This window comes from Burkholderiales bacterium (genome assembly GCA_036262035.1).
Taxonomy (GTDB): Bacteria; Pseudomonadota; Gammaproteobacteria; order Burkholderiales; family SG8-41; genus JAQGMV01.
The window spans coordinates 37668-62239 of the sequence record DATAJS010000010.1 but is presented as its reverse complement, the minus strand read 5'-3'; the positions used below and the strand labels follow the sequence as shown (position 1 = coordinate 62239).

The following is a 24572-nucleotide window of genomic DNA, read 5'->3' as shown; positions in this document are numbered from 1 at the left end:
CCCATGAGCTGGCTCCCCGAGATCGAAGAGATACACCGCCGCCGCGCGCTCGCCGAAGCGTGCGGAGGCGCCGAGGCCGTGGCGAAGCACCACGCCGCCGGCAAGCTCACGGTGCGCGAGCGCATCGCGGCGTTGCTCGACAGCGGCAGCTTCAGGGAAGTCGGCAAGCTCGCGGGCCGCGCGAGCTACGACCGGCACGGCCAGCTCACCGGCTTCGAGCCCGCGCCGTACGTGATGGGCCTCGGCAAGATCGAAGGGCGTCCGGTCGCGGTCGGCGGCGAGGATTACACGATCCGCGCCGGCACCGGTTTCGGCAGCGACCGCCGCAAAGGCGGCCAGGGCGGCTTCATCGAGGACCTCGCGTACGAGTACCGCATCCCGCTGGTGAACCTCATCGACGGCACCGGCGGCACCGTGAACACCGCGAAGCGCAAGGGCTATACCGTCGTTCCGGGCTACGGCCAGGACGGCTGCGAGCGCTCGGCCGACCTGCTCGGCGTCGTTCCGGTCGTCTCGGCGGTGATGGGAACGACCGCGGGCGGACCGTCGATGCGCGCGATCCTGTCGCACTGGTCGATCATGGTGAAAGGCACCGGCCAGATCTTCGCGGCCGGACCGCCCGTGGTGGAGCGCGCGTTCGGGAACAAGATCCACAAGGACGATCTCGGCGGCACCAGGGTCGCGGTCGACACCGCGGGGACCATCGACAACGTGGCGGAAGACGAAGCCGACTGCATCGCGCAGATCCGGCGCTTCCTCTCCTACATGCCGACGAACGTGTGGGAGCTGCCGCCGGTGATGCGCACCGGCGATCCGGCGGACCGCGCGGAGGATGCGCTCGCCAAGATCGTGCCGCGCTCGGACCGCCAGGCCTACAACATGAAGAAGCTGGTCGAGATGGTCGTCGACCGCGGCTCGCTCTTCGAGATCCAGCCGACGTTCGGCCGCTCCGTGATCACCGCGCTCGCGCGCATGGACGGCTACGTGGTCGGCATCGTCGCCAACAACCCGATGTTCGGCGGCATCATGGATTACAAGGCGGCGCGCAAGCAGGGCCATTTCATCGAGCTCTGCGACATGTTCAACATCCCGATCGTGTTCTTCGCGGACATCCCCGGGCTGATGGTGGGCGTCGAGTCCGAATCGGACGCGATCCTGCGCGAAGGCGTGCGGGCGCGCTTCCTCGGCTTCCAGGTGAGCGTGCCGGTGTTCACGGTGCTCGTTCGCAAGTGCTACGGCGTCGCGGGCGGCGGCGTGATCGACCGCGCGGGACTGAACTTCAAGATCGCGTGGCCGTCGGGCCACTGGGGCTCGCTGCCGGTCGAAGGCGGGGTGAAAGCGGCTTACAAGCGCGACATCGAGAAAGCGGAAGATCCCGAGAAGCGCGAGCGCGAGATCGAGGAAGAGCTGAGACAGCTCGCCTCGCCGTTCAGGACCGCCGAAGCGTTCGCGATCGAGGACCTCATCGATCCGCGCGAGACGCGGCCCTACCTGTGCCAGTTCATCGAAGCGCTGCAGCCGAGATTGAAGACGCAGCTGGGTCCGAAAGCGAAGTACGGAGTGCGCCCTTGACGTGGAGCGCGCGCCCCCGACGTCATTCCCGCGAAAGCGGGAAACCATCTTGACGTCAAAAGCTTGAAAATGGATTCCGGATCACATCGGCTACCGCCGGTCCGGAATGACGAACCCGTGAGGAGACACCGATGGCACGACCTGAGATCGAAGGCGACTGGGTGATGGGCTGGCCGGACCGCAAGCGTCCGGCGCTCATCGCGGGCAAGGATTCGCAGGGGCGCGTGATCAACGGCCGCGCGCCGATCACCGAGCTCGAAGGGCTGATCACGCCCACCGACGCGTACTACGTCGTCAACCAGCTCGAAGTCCCCGACCCCATCCACCCCGACGACTGGATCCTCACCATCGGCGGCGAGGTCGACAAGCCGATCGAGCTTTCGCTGAAAGACCTCCAGAAGCTCCCCGGCCGCACGGTGCGCGCGGTCACCGAATGCGCAGGCAACGACGCGGGTTACTTCGACTACCTCAAGAAAGGCGGTCGCAAGCCCTCGCGCATCAACCAGCAGGACATGAACAAGCGCGCCGCGATGCGCGAGAAGAACGCGGTGCCGTCGACCGAAGAGATCGGCAACGAATCGACCACGACCTGCGCGATGAGCGCGGGCGAGTTCACCGGTGTGCCGCTGGCGGCGGTGCTGAAGAAAGCGGGCCTCAAATCGAGCGCGGTCAGCGTGCGCATGCAGGGCTTCGATCGCGGCCAGCCCGATCTCGCCGTGCAGTACCGCTCGGTCGGGCGCTCGGACTTCCAGCTCGTCGACCCGGGCGTCATCAATTACGAGAAAGGTCTGCCCATCGCGAAAGCGATGCATCCCGACACGCTGCTCGCGTGGTCGATGAACGGCGAGTACCTGCTGCACATCCACGGCGCGCCGGTGCGCGCGGTCGTGCCCGGCTGGTCGGGCAACTGGTGGGTGAAGTGGCTGGAGCAGATCGAGGTGCTCGACCACCTGCCCCAGTGCTACTACCAGCACCACTACTTCGTCTACGGCGAAGGCCCCGAGGACCCGAAGAAGGAGATGATCACCTCGATGGGGGTGCGCTGCATCATCGTCGATCCGCTCGACGAGGATTCGCCGCTGCCGCGAGGCGAGCACAAGGTGCGCGGCCTCGCATGGAGCGGCATGGGCACGATCACCCGCGTCGAAGTGAGCGTCGACGACGGCGCGACGTGGCAGGACGCCCATCTCGAAGAGCCGCGCGAGCGCTGGCTGTGGGTGCGCTGGTCGTACCTGTGGGACGCGCAGCCCGGCCAGCATCGAATCCGTGCCCGCGCCACCGACGAGACCGGCCGCGTGCAACCGGTGATACCGTGGAACTACCAGCGCAAGCATTTCGACGGGATCGTCCCCGCTGACGTGACCGTCGTTTGACCGCATGCACATCGTCGTCTGCGTCAAACAAGTCCCGAATCCGGAAACCGCTTTCAGCATGTTCAGAATCGACGAACAGGCGAAGAAAGTCGTGCCGGTGGCCGGGGTGCAGCTCGTGATGAGCCCGTTCGACGAGCAGGCCATGGAGGCTGCGCTGCGCATCCGCGAGCGCGCGGGCGAGGCGAAGATCACCGCGCTCGGCATCGGACCCGACCTCGCGCGCAACGCGCTCAAGCATGCGCTCGCGATGGGCGCGGACGAGGCGGTGCTCGTGAGCGATCCGCTGCTCGAAGACGCCGGCGCCGAAGCGACGGCGTATGCCTTGTCGCGTGCGATCGCCGGTCTGGGTGCCGTCGATCTGATACTGGCCGGACGCCAGGCCTCGGATACCGACGCCGGCATCGTCGGCTGCGGTGTCGGCGAGCTGCTCGGGGTTCCCGTCGTGACGTTCGCGTGCAACGTCGAGGTGAACGACAAGACCGCGGTCGTGGAGCGCGTGCTCGCCGACGGCCGCGAGACCGTCGAAGCCGATCTTCCCGCAGTCGTGACGGTGTCGAACGAGATCGGCGCCGCGCGCGCGCCGAGCCTGCGCGAAACCATGCGTGCCGCCAGGAAGCCGTTGGCGGTCAAGTCCGCGGCGGACGTCGGCGTCGAGCGCGCGACGCTCGAACGTTACGCGTCGCTGCGGGTCCGGGAGCGCGTCTTCTTTCCGGAAAAAGAAAACCGCTGCGAGCTCATCGAAGGCGCCGACGAAGCGGTGCAGGCGCGCGCTCTGGCGGCGCGGCTGCGCGAAGCGAGACTCGTCTGATGAGCGTGCTGGTGATCGCGGAGACGCGCGAAGGTGCGGTGACGGCGTTGACGCTGGAGGCGCTCGGGCTCGCGCGATCGCTGGTCGAAACCCACCCCCACCCTAACCCTCCCCCTGAGGGGGAGGGAACAGTGTGTCTGCTGTTCAGCGATAACGCCGACGCGGCGCACATGCTCGTCGCGCACGGCGCCGATCGCGTCTATGTCTGCGCACGCGACGCCGAGGATTACGAGAGCGAACCGTGGCTCGCCGTGGCGGCGAAGCTCGCCGGCGAGCTTCGGCCTGCGCTGGTGCTCGCCGGCCACACGCCTGCCAGCGCCGACCTCGCGCCGCGCCTCGCGTTCCGGCTGGGCGCGGGCGTCGCGACGGGCTGCATCGCCCTAGCCGCAGACGCCGAGCGTATCGCGTGCACGCGCGCCTGCTTCGGCGGCAACGCGCGCGAGACGATCTCGTTCGCGCGAGGCGCGGCGGTCGCGACGGTGCGGCCGGGCGTCGGAAGCGCACGGGACGATGCGCCGCGCGAAGGCGGGATCGTGAAGCTCGATGCACCCGCGCCGGGTGCGCGCGTGCGCGTCGTGCGTCGCGAGCGCGAGCCCGCGAGCGGCACCCGTCTCGAAGACGCCAAGATCGTGGTCGCCGGAGGGCGCGGTCTCGAAGGACCCGAAGGATTCGCGGTGATCGAAGCGCTTGCGGGCGTTCTCGGCGCGGCGGTGGGCGCGAGCCGCGTGCCCTGCGACCTGGGCTGGGTGCCGCACTCGAAGCAGATCGGCCTCACCGGCAAGACCGTCACGCCCGATCTCTACTTCGCGGTCGGCATCTCGGGTGCCGGCCATCACCTCGCGGGCTGCGGCAACGCGCGCGCGATCGTCGCGATCAACACCGACCCCGATGCGGCGATCTTCAGGGAAGCGAAGTTCGGCATCGTCGGCGATTACCGCAAGATCGTTCCTGCGCTGACCCAGGCGCTCGCCGAGCTCAAATCGAAGGGTGCGTGACAACGCACCGCGAAAGGACCCCATGTCATACGACGCATTGCTGAAAGAATACGAAGCCCGCCGCGCCAAGGCGCTCGCCGGCGGCGGCGAAGACAAATACGCCAAGCGCACCGCGGCCGGCGTATGGAACGCGCGCGAGCGCATCGCCTACCTCCTCGACAAGGACACCTTCATCGAGTCCGGCCTGTTCGGGTCCTCGGGCGTCTATCCCGAGCAGGCCGACGAGACGCAGACCGACGGCAAGCTCGCCGGCTTCGGCAGGATCGACGGGCGCGACGTCGCGGTGGTCGTCAACGACTTCACGGTGAAAGGCGCTTCGACGTCCGCGACCAACAGCAAGAAGGTCGCGCACATGAAGCGCACCGCGACCGAGCGCGGCATGCCGCTCGTCGTCGTCGGCGAATCGACCGGCGCGAGGCTGCCCGACGCGATGGGCTCGCGCGGCATGGGCCAGCTCCTCGGCAACGATCCGACGCAGTTCAGGCGCATGCGCGAAATACCGATGGCTGCCGCGGCGCTCGGGCCGGCCTTCGGTTCGTCGACCTGGCTCATGTGCCTTTCCGATTTCGCGGTCATGCACAAGGGCGCGACGATGGCGGTATCGAGCCCGCGCCTGGTCTCGATGGCGCTCGGCGAGAAAGTGACCGCGGAGGAGCTCGGCGGCTGGCGCATGCACGCGGAGATCACCGGGCTCGTCGACCAGGTCGTCGACAAGGAGGAAGAGGTCTTCGACGCGCTCAGGAAATATCTCTCGTACATGCCGAGCCATCACCGCGAAGCGCCGCCCGACGCGCCGGTGCCCGCGGGATCCGGCGCGGAGATGGACAAGGTGTTCGGCTTCCTGCCCGAAAGCCGCACCCAGGTCTACGACATGAAGAAAGTGATCCGCTGCGTCGTCGACAAGGACACCCTCTTCGAGCTCAAGCCGCGCTTCGGCAAGAGCGCGGTCACCGCGCTCGCGAGGCTGGGCGGCAAGAGCGTCGGCGTCATCGCGAACAACCCGCTGCATCGCGGCGGCGCGCTCGACGCCGACGCGTGCCGCAAGATCGTCGACTTCATCGTGATGTGCGACTCGTTCAACGTGCCGCTGGTCATCCTCGTCGATACGCCGGGGTTCCAGATCGGCACCGACGCCGAGCGCGCCGGCGCGCCGGGCAAGATCATGAACTTCATGAACGCGATGACGCTCGTCACCGTGCCGCACATCTCGGTGATCGTTCGCAAGAGCTACGGCCGCGCCTACGTGTGCATGGGCGGGGGGCGCCATTCCGACGAGGTGGCCGCGTGGCCCACCGCCGAGATCAGCTTCATGAGCCCCGAGTTCGCGACCAAGATCGTCCACGGAGTCGGCGTCGGCGATCCGGGTTTCGAGGAAGCCTTCGCGAACATCCGCCAGGGCTCCGACGTGTGGGGGCTCGCGTCGGTGTACGCCGCGCAGGCGGTGATCCGCCCCGAACAGACGCGCGATTACCTCATCCGCATGCTCGACGTCTACAAGCTGCGCATGACCAAAGGCGTGGGGCAGCATTTGATGCGTAGCTGGCCGACGAGTTACTGATGCCGACTGCGTGAACGGGTGAACAGGTGAACGAGTGAACGGGTAGAACCGATGTTCGACAAAGTATTGGTGGCAAACCGCGGCGCCGTCGCCGCCCGCGTCCTCCGCGCCTTGAACGCGATGGGCATCCGCTCGGTCGCGCTGTATTCGGAAGCCGACGCCGGCGCGCCTTATCTCGCGATGGCGAGCGAAACCTACGAGATCGGCCCCGCGCCTGCGCGCGAGTCCTATCTCGACCAGGAGAAAATCGTCGAGGTGCTGAAGCGTTCCGGCGCCGACGGATTGCATCCGGGCTACGGCTTTCTGTCGGAGAACGCCGAGTTCGCGCAGCGCGTGATCGACGCAGGCGTCGCGTTCATCGGGCCGTCTCCGCAGTGGATCGACGCGATGGGTCACAAGACGCGCGCGCGCGAGATCGCCGCGAAGCACGGCATGCCGATGTCGAAAGGCTCGGGCGTGCTGCCGGCCGAGCCCGACGCGATTCTGGCCGCTGCGCGCGAGATCGGCTTCCCGGTGCTGGTGAAGCCGGCGGGCGGCGGAGGCGGCATCGGCATGCTGCCCGCGACCGACGAATCGAAGCTGGTCGAGGTGGTCGAGCGTTCGCGCTCGCTCGCGAGCCGCGGCTTCGGCAACGCCGAGGTCTATCTCGAGCGTCTGCTGGAGAAGCCGCGTCATATCGAATTCCAGGTGCTCGGCGACCAGCACGGGTCGGCGATGCACCTCTTCGAGCGCGACTGCTCCACGCAGCGGCGCAACCAGAAAGTGATCGAGGAAGCGGTGGCGCCGGCGATATCGCGCGAAGAAGTGACCGCGCTCGCGGACAAGATCGCCCGCATCATGAGCGACATGGGCTACGACAACATCGGCACCGTCGAGATGCTGCGCGGCGCCGACGGCTCGTTCAACTTCCTCGAGATGAACACGCGCTTGCAGGTCGAGCACGGCGTGACCGAGGAAGTGACCGGAGTCGACCTGGTGCGTGCGCAGATCCGTTCCGCCGCGGGCGAGAAGCTGAGCGATGTCGTTTCGGGGCCGGTGCAGGTGCGCGGCCATGCGATACAGGCTCGCGTGTATGCGGAAGACCCGAAGAACTTCTATCCCTCGCCCGGGACGCTCAACGTCTTCAGGCCGCCGAGCGGCGACGGGATACGGGTGGACACCGGCTTCGCCGAAGGGCGGGCGGTGACGCCGCACTACGATCCGCTGATCGCGAAAGTGATCGCTCGCGCGGATACTCGCGAGGCGGCGATCGACCGCCTCTTCGACGCGCTGGAAGCGTTCGAGATCCAGGGCGTGAAGAACAACATCCCGGCGGTGGTGGCGATCCTGAAGTCGGAGCAGTTCCGCGCCGGTGCGGTGCACACCGGGCTCATCCCCGAGGTGCTTGCGAAGAAGAAATCGTAGGGTGCGTTAGCCGCGAAGCTTTGTTACGCACCGCGCCTTTGAAAGCTTTAACCGCAAAGGACGCAAAGGACGCCAGGGAAAGTCAAAGGCGTTTTTAACCGCAGAGGACGCAGAGGCGCGCAGAGGAAAACCGAACGAATGAATCTTATTCAGAAAGCGAAAGCGGACGGACGGCAGGCGTTGGGCGAAGCCGAAGGCAAAGCCCTGCTCGCCCGGTTCGGCGTGGCGGTGCCGAAGACGACGGTGGTCAAAGACGCGGCCGCGGTCGATCACGGCGTTGCCGGGATGACGTTTCCCGTCGTCGTGAAAGTGGTGTCGCCCGACATCCTGCACAAGAGCGATGCGGGCGGCGTGCGCGTCGGCCTGAAGAGCGCCGATGAAGTGAAAGCCGCGATCGCCGGGATGGCCGCGCTGCCGAAGATCAGGCCGGCGAAAGTCGAAGGCTGGCTGGTGGAAGAGATGGTGCCGGCGGGTCAGGAGATCGTGGTCGGCGGCCTGCGCGATCCCGATTTCGGGCCGCTCGTCATGGTGGGTCTCGGCGGCATCTTCGTCGAGGTGCTGGCCGACGTCGCTTTCCGCATCTGCCCGATCGCGCGCGTCGACGCGGAGGAAATGATCGACGAGCTGAAAGGCGCGGCGGTGCTGAAAGGCGCGCGCGGCCGCGAGCCCGCATCGCGCGACGCGATCGTCGACGTGCTGATGAAGATCGGCGGCGAGAACGGGCTGCTGATGAAACACGGCGACGACATCGCCGAAGCCGACATCAACCCGCTCATCGTGTCGAAGAGCGACGCGGTGGCGGTGGACGCAAGGTTCATATTGAAATGACCGACTTCAATCCCCTCTTCAATCCCAGGGCCGTCGCCGTCATCGGCGCCTCGACCAAAGGCACCGCGCTGCCCAACGTGTTCATCCGCCGCATCCGCGAGTTCGGCTACCAGGGCGCGATCTACCCCATCCATCCGACCGCGGATTCGATCGACGGCCTGACGGCCTACAAGAGCCTCGCGGACACGCCCGAACCGGTCGATTACGCCTACATCGCGATCGGCGCGGCGCAGATTCCGCCGCTGCTCGCCGGCGCCAACGGGCGGCTGAAGTTCGCGCAGGTGATCTCGAGCGGCTTCGGCGAGGTCGAGGAAGGACGCGAGCTCCAGGACGCGCTGGTGCGCGCCGCGAAGGAAGGCGGTGCGCGGCTCATCGGGCCTAACTGTCTCGGTCTCTACACGCCGCGCGGCAAGATCACCTTCGCCGAGATCGGCCCGAAAGAAGTCGGGCCGGTCGGCGTCGTCTCGCAGAGCGGAGGCTTGGGCACCGACATCATCCGCCGCGGTCTTTCGCGCGGGCTCAAGTTCTCGGGGCTCGTCACCGTCGGCAACTGCGCGGACGTGACGCCGAGCGACCTCCTCGAGTTCTATCTCGCCGACGACGTGACCAAGGTCGTCGGCATGTACATCGAGACCGCGCGCGACGGCCGGCGCCTCTTCGAGATCCTGCGCAGCGCGAAAGCCTCGAAACCGGTCGTCATCCTCAAAGGCGGACGCACGCAGCAGGGCCGCGCGGCGGCGGCGTCGCACACCGGCTCGCTCGCCGGCGACGAGCGCGTGTGGCTCGCGCTGTCGCGCCAGACCGGCTGCATCCTGGTCGACACCCTCGACCAGTTCATCGACACCCTGCTCGTGTTCCAGGCCCTGAAGCCGCAACCGAAGCACCCGCTCAAGCGCGTGACCCTCTTCGGCAACGGCGGCGGCACGAGCGTGCTCGCGACCGATTACTACGCGCGCCTCGGGCTCGACGTGACGCCGTTCGATGCGAAAGCGATCTCCGAGCTCGCGGCGCTCAACCTGCCGCCCGGCACGAGCATCACCAATCCGGTCGATTGCCCGGTCGGCACGCTCCAGCAGGACGACGGCCGCGTCGCCGAGAAGATACTCGATATCATCTACGGCTCGGGGAAACCGGACGCGCTGGTGATGCACCTGAACCTGTCGGCGTTCGTCGGGCGGAGCAAGCCCGAAGTGCTCGACAACCTGGTGCAAGCGGCGATGCGAGTACAGGAGCACTATCCGGGACAAGCGCACTTCGTGCTCGTGCTGCGCTCCGACGGCGATCCGCCGCTGGAAAAGCGCAAGCGCGAGTTCCGCGACCACGCGGTGGCGCTCGGCGTGCCCGTTTACGACGAGATGTCGAACGCGGGTCACGCGCTCGCGGCGCTCCAGCAGTACGAGAACTTCCTCAACAAACGATCGTAGGGTGCGTGGTAACGCACCGCGCCGTTAAAACCGGGGGCGGACCCCGATGCAGCCGGGTCTGACCCCAAGCGAGGCGATATGTACAGACACGATTTCCGCGCAGTGGGCTACCCCGTGCGCCTCTACAGCGGCAAGGACGCGCTCGAGAACCTGCCCGCCGAGACGAAGCGCCACAAGCGATCGCGCGCGTTCATCGTCTGCGGCCGCTCGGTCTCGCGCAAGACGCCGCTCGTCGACCGCATGCGCGGCATCCTCGGCGAGAGCTGCGCCGGCGTCTTCGACGAGATGGCGAAGGAATCGCCGCTGTCCGCGGTGCTTGCCGCGCGCGACGCCGCGCGGGCGGCGAACGCCGACATGCTGATCGCCGTCGGCGCCGGCAGCGTGATCCAGGCGACGCGCGTGGTCTCGATCCTGCTCGCCGAAAAAGCGCCGGTCGAAGAGCTGATCACGCAGTATCCCGCGAGCGGCCCGGCGATCAGCCCGAAGCTCATGGCGCCCAAGCTGCCGATCGTGAACGTGCTCACCGCGGCGACGTCCGCGCAGAACCGCGCGGGCTCGGCGGTCAAGGGCGACCACCTCGACCACCGCATGGAGTTCTTCGATCCGAAGACGCGCCCCGTGGCGGTGTTCTGGGACAGCGATGCGCTGCTCACCGCGCCGGCGTCGCTCGCGCGCAACACCGGCGCGGCGGTGTTCTGGCGTTCGGTGATGAACATGGGCGCGGCGAGCATGTCGCCGCTGGTCGAAGGCGACCGGCTGCAGGCGCTGCGCCTCGCCCGCGGTGCGCTGCCGCGCCTTGCGAATCCGGACGATGCCGGCCCGCGCATCGAGCTGTGCGCCGCTGCCTACCTCCAGAATCGCGAAGCCGACGACGGCGGCACGCTCATGGAGAAGCACTGGGTCGGACGCGTCGTCTATGCGTTCGCCGCGGCGCTCTTCAACCAGCACGGCCACGTCGCCCAGGGCGAGGCGAACAACGCGCTGACCCCCATGGTCATGCGCCGGCTCGGGCACCGCGACCCGGAAGCGATGTGCCGCATCGCCGCGGCGCTCGACGTCTGGCGCGAAGGCGACCCGGTGCAGGACGCGCCGGAGCGCGCCGCCGCCGCGCTCGAGCAGGCGTTCCGCATCATCGGCACGCCGACGCGCATCTCGCAGCTCGACATCCCGCGCGAGAGCCTGCCCGCGATCCTCGAGCATTCGCTGAAGAACTTCAACGCCGATCCCAAGCGCGAGTTCGTGAAGGAGCGCGACCTGCTGCTCGACGTTCTGGAGTCGACTTGGTAGCGCCTTTCACCCGTTCACCCCTTCACCCGTTCACGCCTTTAGCAAGAACAATGGATGCACTCCAGATCGGCATGAAGCACACGCTCGAGTGGGAAGTCACCGAGCGCTACACCACCGCCCGCGGCGAGTTCAAGGTGTTCTCGACCCCGTCGATGTGCCAGTTCGCGGAGGCCGCGGCGAGCAAGCTCGTCGCCCCCCACCTGCCTGCCGACAAGGGCCAGGTCGGCATCAGCATCACGATCCGGCACATGGCCGCGACGCCGCTCGGCAAGATGGTGCGCGCCGAAGTCGAGCTCACCGAGATCGACCGCCGCAGACTCTCGTTTCACATCGGCATCTTCGACGACGTCGAACAGGTCGGCGAGGTGAAGCACGACCGCTTCGTGATCGACCTCGACAAGTACGTCGAGAAGCTGCGCAAGAAGATCAACGGCTGAGGGTCAAAAGCCAAAAACCATAGATACGGAGGTCACGGAGGAACACAGAGCCACGGCGGTAACCCACAACGTCATTCCCGCGCAGGCGGGAATCCATTTTGAAGTGCGTGCAAACGTCAAAATGGATTCCGGATCACATCGCGCTGTCGCGCGGTCCGGAATGACGATTTGTTTTCTCCGTGTCCTCCGTGCTCCTCCGCGCCCTCCATGTTCAAGCTTTGCTTTTGACTCTTTGCATCGTCGACTTGGTCAGCGACCGCGGATCGCGCGGGCGCCAGCGGCCGGAGTCGACCTGCGCGAGGAATTCGGCGGTCAGCCGGTTGAAGAGGTCGGGCTCCTCGACGTTCACCGCGTGCCCGGTGTTCGGGATCACCGACAGCCACGCCGACGGGCACACGCGCTTGATGAACAGCCCCGGCTCGAGGCAGTTGTTGTCCTCGTCGCCGCTCATCATGTGCAGCGGCACGCGTAGCTTCGCGAGCCCGCTCTTCAGCTGATACACCGTCGGCCGCTTCGCCTGCACCCCGCGCAGGGTGTTCGCCGAGCCGAGCGCCGAGTGCTGGCCGAACGCTTCGCAGAAGCGCGCGAATCCTCGCGGATCCTTGTTCTGGTATTGCACGCGCGACGGGCCGATCTGGTAGGGCTTCACCGCCTCGGCGGTGCCGAGCTCGTCGAAGCGACGCGCCATCACTTCGGTGTCGTCCATGAACTGCTTGCGCTTGTCCGGATCGGAACCGTAGCCCACGCCGACCGCGGTCAGCGACAGCGCCATCCTCGCGTAACGCAGCCCGAAGTGGAGCGTCGCGTAGCCGCCCATCGAGCAGCCGATGACGTGCGCCTTGCCGATGCCGACGTGCTTCATGACGGCCGCGGCGTCGTCCGCCGCGATGGCCTGCGAGTACTTCGAGCGCGCCTTCGGCACGTCCGACGGCGGATAGCCGCGCGCGTTGTAGGCGATGCAGCGATAGCGGCGGCTGAAGAACCGGATCTGCGGCTCCCAGCTCGTGAGGTCGTCCGCGAACTCGTGGACGAAGACGATCGGCGTCCCCTTCCCTGCTTCCTCGTAGTACAGCCGCACTCCGTCCGAATCAGCGTATGGCATCTTCTCTCCTTGGGGTCAGACCCCGGTTTTTTCGGGGTCAGACCCCGGTTTTTCTTCAGATTGCGCGCCGTGCGCGACGCGTATCCCGATGAGCACCAGCACGCCGCCGACGATCGCGAGCGGCGTGAGAGCCTCCGAGAGTACCGCCCACGCGAGCGCCGCGGCTACCACCGGCTGCAGCAGCAGCCCGACCGACGAGAAGGTCGCCGGCAGGTGCGCCATCGCGCAGGCGATCAGGCTCTGTCCGCCCACCTGTGCGATGAGCGCGAGGCCGAGCAGCGGGAGCCAGCCGGCCGCGGTCTGCGGCAGGAAGCGCTCGCCGGAGAAGAGCGCGAGCGGCAGCAGCAGGCTCGCCGTCACCGCCCCGCTCACGAACATGATGCGGGCCGTCGAGATCTGCCGCCGGGCGCGGGTCACCGCGAGCTGGTAGGCGGCGTAGAACATCGCCGTGACGATGCCCAGCGCGTCGCCGACGAGCGCCGCGCCCGAATGCCGGAAATCGCCGTGCAGAAGGAGCGCCGTGCCCGCCATCGCGGTCGCCAGGCCGACGACGAATTGCGCGCGGGGCGTGCGCCTGAAGAAGAGCCACGCCGCCAGCGTGACGAAGATCGGCGCGCAGTTGGCGAGCAGGGTGGCGTTGGCGACGCTGGTGAGCACGATCGACCAGTGCCAGAAGGCGAGATCGCCGGCGAAGAAAAGGCCGCAGAGGAAGAGGAGCGTGCGGCTCGTGCGCGGGTGGCCGCCCGCCGGGCGGCCGTCGGCGAGGTGGGCCCACAGCGCCAGCACCGGCACCGCCAGCGCCACGCGCCAGAACGCGCTCGAGACCGGCCCGACGTCCGAGAGCTTCACCAGCACCGCCGACGTACCGATGGCGCAGGCGCCCGCGAAAAGCGAGGCGAGCGCGAGGCTGCGGGTTTTCTGCATCGGGCGTACGGCCTTATTCCTCATTCGCTCGGCGGACCGGCCCTCAAGCCTTCAGCGTTTCACGCCGTTAACAGGTCCGGGGAAGAAGACCCGGCACACCGATTGCCAAAGAGTGTAGAAGAGGACACGAACATGCAGACCACGAACAATCAGGGAATGACCGTTCAGACGCCGCACGTCGTCGCGGACTTCGCCAAGCTCGCCGCGGCGGGCATGGCGACCGCGCTGGTCTTCGCGACCACCGCTTCGGCCGTCGTCCTGCTGCTGGCGTAGTACACCGACATCAGCGCGCGGCCGGCCGCGTCGCCGGCCCCGCGCTATCGTCGTCCCGGACGTTGCGGGGATCTGCCCTTGTCGTCGTCCCGGACGACCGCGAAGCGGGCGATCCGGGACCCATTTTGACTTTAGAGTCCCTTTAAATGGGTCCCCGCCTTCGCGGGGACGACGCTCCGGCTGCCGCCGGTCGTCGCCTTCGCGGGGACGACGCTCCGGCTGCCGCCGGTCGTCGCCTTCGCAGGGATGACGGTCCGGCTGTCGCCGGTCGTCATTTCGCCAGCCCGATATCGCCCAGCACCGCTTTCATGGCGGCGTAGTCCTTGTCCAGCTCTTTCCTGAACGCCTCGCCCGCCACGAAATCGTCGGACCAGTAGTTTTTCTGCAGGTCGGCTTTCCATTCGGGCGTCTCGGTCACTTTCTTCAGCGCGCCTTCCCAGTACGCGGTCTGCTGCGGCGTGAGGCCCTTCGGCGCCATGATGCCGCGCCAGCCGCCGAAGACGAGGTTCACCCCCTGCTCCTTCCACGTCGGGACGTCGGCGAGCGCGCCCGGCATGCGCTTGTCCGCCGCGATGCCGAGCACGCGGATCTTCCCCGCCGCGACATGACCCGCGATATTGCCGGCGGCGGTCGTCACCAGGTCGATGTGGCCGCCGAGCAGGTTGGTGATCGCGTCCGCCGAGCCTTTGTGAGCGATCACTTTCAGATCGCGGGCGTTGATGCCGACGGCCTTGGCGAGCAGTCCCGCGGCGATGTGGTTGTGGCTGCCGAGCACGGTCGCGAAGCCGATGGACACCGACTTCGGATCCTTCTTGAGGCGCTCGATGAGATCGCGCCCGTTGCGGATCGGCGCCGACGCATTGACCGCGAACACCACGTAGTCGTTGAGCAGCGAAGCGATCGGCGTGTAGTCGTCGTAGTGCAGCTTCGACAGTCCGGTGATGTGGTTGGTCAGCAGCGACGGCGTGCCGACCATGAGGTAGTGCGGGTCGCGCGCGTGCTGCTGCACGTAGGTGAACGCGATGTTGCTGCCGCCGCCGGGCTTGTTGTTGACGGTGATGCTCGTCGGCACCAGCTTCAACTGCTGCAGGATGCGCTCGACGGTGCGGGCGGTCTTGTCGTTGCTGCCGCCGGGCGCGGAGCCGACGACGATCTCGACGTTTTTCTGGGGGACCCAGCCCTGGGCCGACGCGGCGCCGGCAGCAAGCGCCAGCAAAGCGAACATGGTCGTCCTCGCCAAACCCACCGTCACCCTGTCCCTCACCCTGACGGGGAGGGAACCCTGTATCACCGTCACCGCTTTATCCGTCACCGTTTCACCCGTCACCGTTGTATCCGTCACTTTATTGTTTGGGTATCCCAGCCAGCTTGATCACCTTCGCGTACTTGTCGATCTCGGCGCGCATGAACTTGGTGAAGAACTCCGGCGTGCCCCCCATCGGCTCGAGGCCTTCGTTGACGAAGCGCTGCTGGATGTCGGCGCTCTTGATCGCCTTGTCGACTTCGGCGTTGAGCCGCGACACGATGTCCTTCGGCGTCTTCGCCGGCGCGAGCATGCCGAACCACGTGGTCGCTTCGTAACCTTTCAGTCCGGATTCGTCGAAGGTCGCCACCTGCGGCAGTGCCGGGAAGCGCTTCTTGCTGCCGATCGCGATCGCGCGCACGCGGCCGTTCTGGATGTGCGGCAGCAGCGCCGGGACGCCGCTGAAGATCATCTCGACGTGCCCGCCGAGGAGATCGGTGAGCGCGGGCGCATTGCCTTTGTAAGGCACGTGCACGATCTTCGTGCCGGCCATGATGTTCATCAGCTCACCCGCCATCTGGTTCGAGCTGCCCAGCCCGCTGGAGCCGTAGTTGAGCTTGCCCGGCTGCGCCTTGGCGAGCGCGATCAGCTCCTTGAGGTTGTGCGCCGGCAGCGAAGGATGGATGACGAGCACGTTCGCACCCTGCACGCACAGCGCGATCGGATCGAAGTCGCGCAGCGTGTCGTACGGCAGCTTCGTGAAGAGGCTCATGTTGATCGCGTTGGCGGCGCCGCCCATGAGCAGCGTGTAGCCGTCGGGCTGGGCTTTCGCGACCATGTCGCTGCCGATGTTGGTCGCCGCGCCCGGCCGGTTCTCGACGATGAACTGGCGCTTGTAGGCATCGGTCAGCTTCTCGGCGATCGAGCGCGCGGTGAAGTCGGTGTTGCCGCCCGCGGCGTACGGCACGACGATGCGCACCGGCTTGGCCGGATACTGCTGCGCGAGCGCGGGGGTTGCGAGCGACGCCGCGGCAAGCGCGAGCGTCATCGACGAAATGCGTCGGGTCATGCGATGTTCTCCTCGTTGTTGCTTTAAGCCGCGCCGACTTCGTTCGTCAGCGGCCGGCCTTCTTTCCAGCGGTTGAGATTGTCCACGAAGATGTCGTAGACGCGTGTATCGTTCCCGGTGGCGACCGACGAGTTGTGCGGCGTCACGATCACGTTCGGCAGGTCCCACAGCGGCGACTCGGGCGGGAGCGGCTCTTCGCGGAAGACGTCCAGATAGGCGCCCGCGAGGCGCTGTTCCTGCAAGGCCGCGATCAGCGCGTCCTCGTCGATGACTTCGCCCCGTCCGATGTTGATGAGCCGCGCGGTCGCCGGCAGGCGCGCGAGCATGTCCGCGTCGATCAGATCGCGCGTCTCGTCGGTCAGGGGACACGCGAGCACGAGCCAGTCGGTGCGCGGCAGCACCTCCTGCAGGCGATCGGGCGTGTACATCTCGTCGACCGGATCGTCGGCTTTGCGCGGGCTGCGGCGCAGCGCGACCACGTTCAGCCCGAGCACCTTGGCGAGGCGCGCGATCTCCTTCCCGATGTGGCCGAGGCCGACGATGACCGCGGTCTGCCCTTTGAGGTCGCGCGGAAACTCGTCGGTCGACATCGGATCCCAGCGGCGCTCGCGCTGCGCATCGAGCCAGCGCGGAAAGTTGCGCGCGAGCATGATGAGCGCGGCGATCGCGGTCTGTGCGATCGGCTCGGCGGTCGAGCCGGCGGAGGTCGTGAGACGCACGCCGCGCCCGAGCATCTCGGTGTAAATGGGGTGATCGACGCCGACGTTGAAGACGTGCAGCCACTGGAGCTTCGGCGCCTTGCGCACCGCCGAGAAGAACTGGCGCGAGTAGTCCGGATAGAGGTCGGTCGAGAAGAACGCGACTTCGATGTCGGCCACGAGATCGCCGGCCAGCCTCCCTTCGCGATCCTGCGGCAGCGCCACGAGCGTCAGCCCGGCGTCGCTCGCAAGTCGCGCGAGCTCGGCGCCGCGTTCGCTGTACAGGCGGTGGGAGACGAGCAGGGAAGGCATGGGGTGAGCCAACGATTCTACCCCGCTCTTTGCTACCATTCCCGCCACAACCGGAAAGGTGGCAACAGTGGCAACCAACACTCTCGATCTCGCGCGCGACCTCATCGCGCGGCCCTCGGTGACGCCGGAGGACGCGGGATGCCTCGATCTCATCGCGAAGCTCATCGAACCGCTCGGCTTCGAATGCGAGCGCATCGACAGCGGCGGCGTTTCCAACTTGTGGGCACGGCGCGGCAGCGCTGCGCCGCTCTTCGTCTTCGCGGGCCACACCGACGTCGTGCCGACCGGCCCGGTCGAGCAGTGGATCAGCAAGCCTTTCGAGCCGACGATACGCGACGGCGCGCTGTGGGGGCGCGGCGCGTCGGACATGAAGACGTCGATCGCGGCTTTCATCGAAGCGGTCGAGAAGTTCGTCGCGAAGCATCCCGACCACCAGGGCTCGATCGCGTTCCTGCTCACGTCCGACGAGGAAGGGCCTGCCACCGACGGCACCGTCAAGGTCGTCGATGCGCTGCGCGACCGCGGCATCAGCCCCGATTACTGCGTCGTCGGCGAGCCGACGTCCAACAAGCGCACCGGCGACATGATCAAGAACGGCCGGCGCGGCTCGCTCTCGGGCAAGCTCGTCGTCAAAGGCATACAGGGCCACGTCGCGTATCCGCACCTCGCGCGCAACCCGGTGCACGAGGTCGCCGAGGCGATCGCCGAGCTCGCCAAGACCGAGTGGGACCGCGGCAACGAATACTTCCCGCCGACCACGTGGCAGATCTCGAACATGAACGCGGGCACCGGCGCGGGCAACGTCATCCCCGGCGAAGCGCACATCCGGTTCAACTTCCGCTTCTCGACCGCGAGCACGGTGGAATCGCTGCAGACGCGCGTGCACGGCATCCTCGACCAGCAGGGCGTGACCTACGATCTGGACTGGAGCTATGACGGCCGGCCGTATCTCACGGGGCGCGGCGATCTCGTCGACGCCGTCGCACGGGCGATCAAGGCCGAGACCGGCATCGAGACCGAGCTCTCGACGACCGGGGGCACGTCGGACGGGCGATTCATCGCCGACATCTGCGCGCAGGTGGTGGAGGTGGGCCCGGTCAACGCCACCATCCACAAGCTCAACGAATGCATCACGCTCGAAGACTTGAAGCCGCTGCCGGGCATTTACGAGCGGATCCTCGGCGAGTTGCTGGTAAAGTAAAACGCGATGGCGCGCACCGATAACCTCTACCAGCTCCCGGCGGGTCTGCCCGAACCGCAGGACGACGGTGCGTGCGCCCATCTTCCCGGCATGCAGCTGCCGTCGATCGCACTTGCGGCGACCGGGGGCGGCAGCGTCGACCTGTCGGCGCTGAAAGGCTGGAGCGTGGTCTACATCTACCCGCGCACCGGCAAGCCCGACGAGGCGCCGCCGGCAGGCTGGGACGCGATCCCCGGCGCGCGCGGGTGCACGCCGCAGAGCTGCGGTTATCGCGATCACTACCAGGAGCTGCTCGACCTGGGCGTCGATCACCTGTTCGGGCTGTCGACGCAGGACACCGGGTATCAGGAAGAGCTCGTCGCGCGGCTGCACCTGCCTTTTCGGATCCTTTCGGACGAGAAGCTCGAGCTCCAGCGCGCGCTGAACCTGCCGACGTTCGAGGTCGAAGGCATGACGCTCATCAAGCGGCTCACGCTCGTCATCCACGACGGCGTGATCGAGCACGTCTTCTATCCGGTGTTCCCGCCGGACACCAGCGCGCCCACGGTGATCCACTGGCTGGTCGAAAGGAAAGCCGGACACTTTTTGTAGGGTCAGACCCCGGCTTCATCGGGGTCTGACCCTGGTTTGACGCCGAAAATAAAAACGGAGGAGCCGTTCCCGTGCATCATGCTGCAAAGCTGTTGTTCGTCGTCGGTGGTTGCTCCGCTGCAATCGCATCCGCGCAGGACGCCTATCCCTCCAAGCCCGTCCGCCTGATCGTCCCCGCCGCCGGCGGAGGCTCCGATCTGGTCGCGCGGCTCGTCGCGCCCAGGCTCTCCGAAGCCCTCGGACAGCAGTTCGTCGTCGACAACCGCGGTCCCATCGCGCCCGAAGTCGCGGCGAAAGCGCCGGCGGACGGTTACACGCTGCACGTCAACGGCAGCCCCGCATGGCTGCAGCCGCTGCTGCGCAATACCCCGTGGGACGTGCTGCGCGACTTCGCGCCGGTGACGATGGCGGTGGTGAGCCCGAGCATCCTCGCGGTGCATCCGTCGCTGCCCGTGAAGACGGTGCGCGAGCTGATCGTGCTCGCAAAATCCAAACCGGGCCAGCTCAATTACGCGGCCGGAACGATCGGTGCGGGACCGCATCTCGCCGGGGAGCTGTTTCGCGCGATGGCCGGCGTCAACCTCGTGCGCGTGCCTTACAAAGGCTCGGGCCCTGCGCTCATCGGGCTCATGACGGGCGAAGCGCAGATCATGTTCCCCGGGGCGTCGGGCACGTCGTATATCAAGCAGGGCAAGATCCGCGCGCTCGGCGTCGGCTCGCTCGAGCCCAGCCCGCTGCTGCCCGGCATACCGACGATCGCATCGACGCTTCCGGGGTACGAGTCGGTCTCGCCGCAGGGCATCTTCGCGCCGGCGAAAACCCTGCCGGCGATCGTCGCCAAGCTCCAGCAGGAGATCGCGCGCGCGTTGAACGCGCCGGATGCGAAAGAGCGCATGTTCGCTTCGGGGAATCAGGTCGTCGCCAACACCCCCGACGCGTTCGCCGCGTGGCTGCGCCACGACATCGACCGCGCGGCGAAGCTGATCAGGAAGCAGGGGATCAAGGAGGAGTGAGCGTTGCTCCCCTATCCCCCCCGTTAGACGCGCCTCGGGGTCGGTGATACCGTAGCGCGATGATCGATTGGTCTTCCTGTCCTGCTGTTGAGCGCGACCCCGAACGCGTCGGGGGGGCTTGGCTGTTTCGCGACACACGCGTACCGGTGGCGGCACTGTTCGAAAACCTCGAGGATGGTGCGGTCGCGTCAGAATTCGTTGAATGGTTTCCGGGCGTCACTATGGATCAGGTCAAGCAGGTCCTCGAGCACGCCGCGAAGAGCGCCCTGGCTTCTGCGTAGGTGCGTGTCCTATTCGACCAGGGCACTCCGGTTCCACTGCGTCAGTCTCTGACGCATCACGACGTCACCACGGCGTACGAACGTGGTTGGTCGCAACACAAGAACGGCGCTTTGATCGACGCGGCTGAGAACGCAGGGCTGGAGGTTCCGGTTACGACGGACCTGAATCTGAAGCATCGGCAGAATCTCGCGGCTCGCCGTGTTGCTTTCGTCGTTCTTTCCACACCGAGCTGGCCGCGGATACAGCGGGCCATCGACAGCGTGGTGCGGGCCGTTGATTCGGCTGTTCCCGGAAGCTACACGGAGGTAAACATTCCATGACCAGGGAAGCCGCATGACTAAAAGCGTGTGCAGGCGTAACCACGGAGCGCGAGGATCGTGATCGCGCGGCTCGCCGTGGCATTTACGATCGCGCTCGTCGCGTGTTCGGCAACCGCCGCCACGAGCGGCGCCTATCCCTCCCGTCCAATCCGTCTGATCGTCGGCTTCGCGCCCGGCGGCTCGGATGTGCCCGGCCGCATGCTCGCGCAGAAGCTCTCGGAAAAGCTCGGCCAGCCCGTCGTGGTCGACAACCGTCCCGGCGCCGCGAGCATCATCGGCACCGACCTCGTCGCCAAGGCGCCCGCCGACGGTTACACCCTCGGCTTCGCGACCGCGTCGCATTCGGTGACCGCGGTCGCGTATCGCAAGCTGCCGTACGACCCGCTGCGCGACTTCACCTTCATCACGCGCGTGGGCTCGGTGCCTTTCGCGCTCGTCACGCATCCTTCGTTTGCCGCGACGACGCTGAAGGAGTTCGTCGCGGTGGCGAAGCAGAAGCCGGGGCAGTTCGTGTATCCCACGCCCGGCGCGGGCAGCATCGGCCACCTCGCGGTGGTGCTGTTCCTGAAGCAGTCGGGTCTGGAAGCGCGGCAGGTCTCGTATAAAGGCACCGGCCCCGCGGTGACTGCGATCCTGTCCGGCGAGACCCAGTTCGGCATGCCCAATCTCGTCGGCGCCCTGCCGCAGGTGAAAGCGGGCAAGCTGCGCGCGCTCGGCGTAGCGACCGCGGCGCGCTCGCCGCTCGCGCCCGACATCCCGACGATCGCCGAGGGCGGCGTGGCCGGCGTCGAAGCGGGCACGTGGTACGGCATCACCGCGCCGCGCGGCGTACCGAAAAACATCGTGGATCAACTGAACCGCGGGGTCGTCGGCCTGCTGCGCACGACCGAGCTGCAAAACCAGTTCGGCACCGTCGGCGTCGTCGCCGAGCCGAGCACGCCGGAGGAGTTCGCCGCGTTCGTCCGCTCCGAGATGGAGAAATGGGGCGCGGTGATGAAGTTCGCGGGCATGAAACCGGAATCGTATTAGGAGAGATCGCACGTGCAGAACACATCGGCGCTGAAGCGTTTCCGCGAGCTCATGGCGCGGCCGAAGTTCATCCCCGCACTCGGCATCTGGGATCCGTATACCGCGCGCGTCGCCGAAGCGCTCGGCATCGAGTGCGTGCACATCGGCGGCTATCAGCTCGGCACGCATTACGTGACGAGCGAGCCGCTGCTCACGCTGACCGAGCTCGCGTGGACGACCAAGTACGTCACGTCGGCGGTGAAGATCCCGGTGGTGGTCGACGCGGGCGCGGGGTACGGTGAGCCGCTGCACGTCATGCGCTGCGTGAAAGAGCTCGAGAAGGCGGGCGCCGCGGCGATCCACATCGAAGACCAGATCTATCCCAAGCGCGTGCACTATCACAAGGGTGTGGAGCACGTGATTCCGCGCGACGAGATGGTGGCCAAGATCAAGGCCGCGGTCGCCGCGAAGACCGATCCGGACTTCATGATCATGGGGCGCACCGACTCGATGCGCACCGACGGTTTCAGGGAAGGCGTAGAGCGAGCGAACCTCTACCTCGAAGCCGGTGCGGAGATGGTGATGATCTTTCCCAACACGCGCGAGGAAGCGATCCAGGCGGTGAAGGAGATCAAGGGGCCGCTCGCGTATACCAACAGCGAAGGCAACAAGCTGCGGCGGCCGCTCTTTTCGGTCCAGGAGTTTCAGGACATCGGCTACAAGCTCTCCACGTATCCGACCGCGCTGCTGTGCCCGGTGACCCAGACGCTCAAGCGCGTGATCACCAGCATGGTGACCGAAGGCGTCTCCGGCAACGACCCGGAGCAGATGATCGTCTGGCGCAAGGAGGTCGAAGACCTGATCGGGCTGGAGGAGTACTACAGGATCGAAGCGGACACGGTGGAGAAGTGAGACGCGCCTTCCTTGCGCTGCTGCTCGCGGCCTTCTCGGCCGCGGCACACGCGCAATCGAACGCCGTCCTCCACCTCGTCTTCGTCCTCGACGGCCTGCGGCCCGACAGCATCGACCCGACCTAGACTCCGAACCTCTACCGGCTGCGCAAGGAAGGTGTGGCGTTCGAGCACACCCACGCGGTGTTCCCGACGGTGACGCGCGTGAACGCAACCTCGCTCGGCAGCGGCATGTATCCCGCGCACCACGGGATCATGGGCAACTCGATCTACGTGCCCGCGGTCGATCCCAGGCGCGCGTTCACCAACAGCCATTACCAGCGCCTGCTCGAGCTCGACGAAGCGACTTCGGGCCGCATGGTGACCGCCACCGGCATCGCGGAGAGGATGCAGGCGGCGGGACGCACCATGGTCGTCGTGAGCTCGGGAGGGACCGGGAGCGCGCTGCTGCTCGCGCCCAAGGCGCATCGCGGCAGCGGCATCGTGATCAACGGCGACATCGCGGGCGGCGGTTATCCCGCATCGCTCGGTGAGACGATACTCAAGCGCTTCGGACCGCCGCCGAAGAAAGGCGGGAAAGAGCCGTACGACAAATCGGTCGACTGGGCGCTCGACGTGCTGCGCGAGCACGTGATCCCGGAGATGAAGCCGACGGTCGTCTACACCTGGCTCACCGAGCCCGACCACGCCCAGCACGGCTTCGGCATCGGATCGCGGGAGGCGCGTGCGTCGATACGCAACGACGACCGCCACATCGGCGCGGTGCTGCAAAAGCTCGACCAGCTCGGCATCCGCGACAAGACCAACGTGATCGTGGTCTCCGACCACGGTTTCGGCCAGACCGGCTACGTCGTGAACGTCACCGAGGCGTTGACGAACGCCGGGTTCATGAAGCCCGACAGCGACGACGTAGTGATCGCGTCCAGCGGCCAGGCGATCTCGCTGCACGTGAAAGGCCGCGACCCGAAGCGCATTGCGGAGATCGTGCAGTATCTTCAGGTGCAGAAATGGTGCGGTGTCGTATTCACTGCAGGTAAGCGCGGCGGCGCCGAGCACGAAGGCGGCGTCGCCGGCACGTTCTCGCTCCAGTACGTGCACCTCGGCGGTCACGAGCGCAGCCCCGACATCGTCTTCACGTTCCCGTGGTCTTCGGCGCTCAACCGCTACGGCATGCGCGGCGGCGACTACAACCAGACCGCGAGCGGCCGGACCGGGCCGACCGAAGGCAGCGGCGCCAACCACGGCGGCATCGGCCCGTGGACGGTGCGCAACACCATGATCGCGTGGGGGCCCGACTTCAAGCGGAGCGCGGTGGTGAGGACGCCGAGCTCCAACGTCGACGTCGCGCCGACGCTCATGCACCTCCTCGGCATCGCGGCGCCCGACGCCGACGGCCGTCCCCTGCTCGAGGCGCTGAACGAAGGCCCCGACCAGGAGCAGGTGGCGATGGAGACGAAGACGCTGCGCGTCGCCAACGGCGCGTATCGCGCCGCGCTCCAGGTGAGCGTCACCGCGGGCAAGCGCTATATCGATAAAGGCTGGAAGGAAACACAGTGATGAGTGTTGAGTGTTAAGTGAACGGCGCTTTTAACTCAACACTTAACACTGCCCGGAGGGCTCATGGCGGCTTACTGGCTCGCACGCTGCAGGATCGACGATCCCGTCGAATACAAGAAGTACACCGACCTCGTCCCCGCGATCATCGCGAAGTTCGGCGGCAAGGTGCTCGCGCGCGGCGGCGACTACCGGATCATGGAAGGTCCCGAGAAATTCACGCGCCACGTCGTCATCGAGTTCCCGACGATGGAGCAGGCGGTGGCGTGCCATCGCTCGCCGGAGTATCAGGCGGCTGCGGCGTATCGTAGAGCCGACGGCGTCGGCGAAGTCGAGCAGGTGATCGTCGAGAGCGGGGATGCTACGACATGATCGCGTAACCTAA

The 24572-nt window shown here is 66.9% G+C and carries 24 protein-coding genes and 1 pseudogene; 20 read left to right on the top strand and 5 right to left on the bottom strand.

Annotation, left to right across the window (positions count from 1 at the left end):
- Positions 1-3 precede the first annotated feature (3 nt).
- From VHP37_08250 to VHP37_08205, 10 genes are all read left to right on the top strand, one after another.
- Positions 4-1572, top strand: a complete 1569-nt coding sequence (locus tag VHP37_08250; protein ID HEX2826322.1) for a carboxyl transferase domain-containing protein — start codon at positions 4-6, stop codon at positions 1570-1572.
- 131 nt (positions 1573-1703) lie between these two features.
- Positions 1704-2945 carry a sulfite oxidase gene (locus VHP37_08245; protein ID HEX2826321.1) on the top strand — a complete coding sequence of 414 codons (1242 nt, stop codon included), beginning with the start codon at positions 1704-1706 and terminating at the stop codon, positions 2943-2945.
- Between the two features lie 58 nt (positions 2946-3003).
- Positions 3004-3753, top strand: a complete 750-nt coding sequence (locus tag VHP37_08240; protein ID HEX2826320.1) for an electron transfer flavoprotein subunit beta/FixA family protein — start codon at positions 3004-3006, stop codon at positions 3751-3753.
- Positions 3753-4748: an electron transfer flavoprotein subunit alpha/FixB family protein gene (locus tag VHP37_08235; GenBank protein ID HEX2826319.1), complete on the top strand. Its 996-nt coding sequence runs from the start codon at positions 3753-3755 to the stop codon at positions 4746-4748. The genes VHP37_08240 and VHP37_08235 overlap by 1 nt, the downstream gene beginning before the upstream one ends.
- A 22-nt stretch (positions 4749-4770) precedes the next feature.
- Positions 4771-6306 (top strand): carboxyl transferase domain-containing protein, encoded by a 1536-nt coding sequence (locus tag VHP37_08230; protein ID HEX2826318.1) that lies wholly within the window; start codon positions 4771-4773, stop codon positions 6304-6306.
- Positions 6307-6357: 51 nt separating this feature from the next.
- Complete coding sequence (locus tag VHP37_08225) at positions 6358-7710, top strand: biotin carboxylase N-terminal domain-containing protein (protein ID HEX2826317.1); 1353 nt, start codon at positions 6358-6360, stop codon at positions 7708-7710.
- Positions 7711-7848: 138 nt separating this feature from the next.
- Positions 7849-8538 carry an acetate--CoA ligase family protein gene (locus VHP37_08220; protein HEX2826316.1) on the top strand — a complete coding sequence of 230 codons (690 nt, stop codon included), beginning with the start codon at positions 7849-7851 and terminating at the stop codon, positions 8536-8538.
- The gene (locus VHP37_08215) at positions 8535-9962 is read left to right on the top strand and encodes a CoA-binding protein (protein HEX2826315.1); all 1428 of its coding nucleotides are present in this window, start codon (positions 8535-8537) and stop codon (positions 9960-9962) included. The genes VHP37_08220 and VHP37_08215 overlap by 4 nt, the downstream gene beginning before the upstream one ends.
- Positions 9963-10040: 78 nt before the next feature.
- Complete coding sequence (locus tag VHP37_08210) at positions 10041-11249, top strand: iron-containing alcohol dehydrogenase family protein (protein ID HEX2826314.1); 1209 nt, start codon at positions 10041-10043, stop codon at positions 11247-11249.
- A gap of 50 nt (positions 11250-11299) precedes the next feature.
- Positions 11300-11686, top strand: coding sequence for a thioesterase family protein (locus VHP37_08205; GenBank protein ID HEX2826313.1), 387 nt, complete (start codon positions 11300-11302; stop codon positions 11684-11686).
- A gap of 211 nt (positions 11687-11897) precedes the next feature.
- On the opposite strand, the gene VHP37_08200 is transcribed toward VHP37_08205, so the two are convergent.
- Positions 11898-12788 carry an alpha/beta hydrolase gene (locus VHP37_08200; protein ID HEX2826312.1) on the bottom strand — a complete coding sequence of 297 codons (891 nt, stop codon included), beginning with the start codon at positions 12786-12788 and terminating at the stop codon, positions 11898-11900.
- Between the two features lie 15 nt (positions 12789-12803).
- Positions 12804-13712, bottom strand: a complete 909-nt coding sequence (locus VHP37_08195) for a DMT family transporter (GenBank protein HEX2826311.1) — start codon at positions 13710-13712, stop codon at positions 12804-12806.
- Between the two features lie 132 nt (positions 13713-13844).
- Between VHP37_08195 and VHP37_08190 the strand changes: the two genes are divergently transcribed.
- The gene (locus tag VHP37_08190; protein HEX2826310.1) at positions 13845-13985 is read left to right on the top strand and encodes a hypothetical protein; all 141 of its coding nucleotides are present in this window, start codon (positions 13845-13847) and stop codon (positions 13983-13985) included.
- Positions 13986-14256: 271 nt separating this feature from the next.
- On the opposite strand, the gene VHP37_08185 is transcribed toward VHP37_08190, so the two are convergent.
- The 3 genes from VHP37_08185 to VHP37_08175 all read right to left on the bottom strand — a co-directional run bounded on the left by VHP37_08185 (position 14257) and on the right by VHP37_08175 (position 17307).
- Positions 14257-15210 carry a tripartite tricarboxylate transporter substrate binding protein gene (locus VHP37_08185; protein ID HEX2826309.1) on the bottom strand — a complete coding sequence of 318 codons (954 nt, stop codon included), beginning with the start codon at positions 15208-15210 and terminating at the stop codon, positions 14257-14259.
- A 118-nt stretch (positions 15211-15328) separates the two neighbouring features.
- Positions 15329-16297 carry a tripartite tricarboxylate transporter substrate binding protein gene (locus VHP37_08180; protein ID HEX2826308.1) on the bottom strand — a complete coding sequence of 323 codons (969 nt, stop codon included), beginning with the start codon at positions 16295-16297 and terminating at the stop codon, positions 15329-15331.
- 23 nt (positions 16298-16320) lie between these two features.
- The gene (locus VHP37_08175) at positions 16321-17307 is read right to left on the bottom strand and encodes a D-2-hydroxyacid dehydrogenase (GenBank protein HEX2826307.1); all 987 of its coding nucleotides are present in this window, start codon (positions 17305-17307) and stop codon (positions 16321-16323) included.
- A gap of 67 nt (positions 17308-17374) precedes the next feature.
- Here VHP37_08175 and dapE point away from each other — a divergent pair, with 67 nt between their 5' ends.
- From dapE to VHP37_08130, 9 genes and pseudogenes are all read left to right on the top strand, one after another.
- A complete protein-coding gene (gene dapE / locus VHP37_08170) occupies positions 17375-18508 on the top strand; it encodes a succinyl-diaminopimelate desuccinylase (GenBank protein ID HEX2826306.1) in 1134 nt (377 codons plus the stop codon).
- Positions 18509-18514: 6 nt separating this feature from the next.
- Positions 18515-19099: a peroxiredoxin gene (locus tag VHP37_08165; protein ID HEX2826305.1), complete on the top strand. Its 585-nt coding sequence runs from the start codon at positions 18515-18517 to the stop codon at positions 19097-19099.
- Between the two features lie 71 nt (positions 19100-19170).
- Positions 19171-20112, top strand: coding sequence for a tripartite tricarboxylate transporter substrate-binding protein (locus VHP37_08160; protein ID HEX2826304.1), 942 nt, complete (start codon positions 19171-19173; stop codon positions 20110-20112).
- 59 nt (positions 20113-20171) lie between these two features.
- Complete coding sequence (locus VHP37_08155; protein ID HEX2826303.1) at positions 20172-20393, top strand: DUF433 domain-containing protein; 222 nt, start codon at positions 20172-20174, stop codon at positions 20391-20393.
- Positions 20394-20789: 396 nt separating this feature from the next.
- Positions 20790-21743 carry a tripartite tricarboxylate transporter substrate binding protein gene (locus VHP37_08150; GenBank protein ID HEX2826302.1) on the top strand — a complete coding sequence of 318 codons (954 nt, stop codon included), beginning with the start codon at positions 20790-20792 and terminating at the stop codon, positions 21741-21743.
- A 12-nt stretch (positions 21744-21755) separates the two neighbouring features.
- The gene (locus tag VHP37_08145) at positions 21756-22634 is read left to right on the top strand and encodes an isocitrate lyase/PEP mutase family protein (GenBank protein HEX2826301.1); all 879 of its coding nucleotides are present in this window, start codon (positions 21756-21758) and stop codon (positions 22632-22634) included.
- The gene (locus VHP37_08140; GenBank protein ID HEX2826300.1) at positions 22631-22759 is read left to right on the top strand and encodes a hypothetical protein; all 129 of its coding nucleotides are present in this window, start codon (positions 22631-22633) and stop codon (positions 22757-22759) included. Before VHP37_08145 ends, VHP37_08140 begins: the two co-directional genes overlap by 4 nt.
- 12 nt (positions 22760-22771) lie before the next feature.
- Positions 22772-24190, top strand: a pseudogene (locus VHP37_08135) (alkaline phosphatase family protein).
- 63 nt (positions 24191-24253) lie between these two features.
- Positions 24254-24559, top strand: coding sequence for a DUF1330 domain-containing protein (locus tag VHP37_08130; protein ID HEX2826299.1), 306 nt, complete (start codon positions 24254-24256; stop codon positions 24557-24559).
- Positions 24560-24572: the final 13 nt, after the last annotated feature.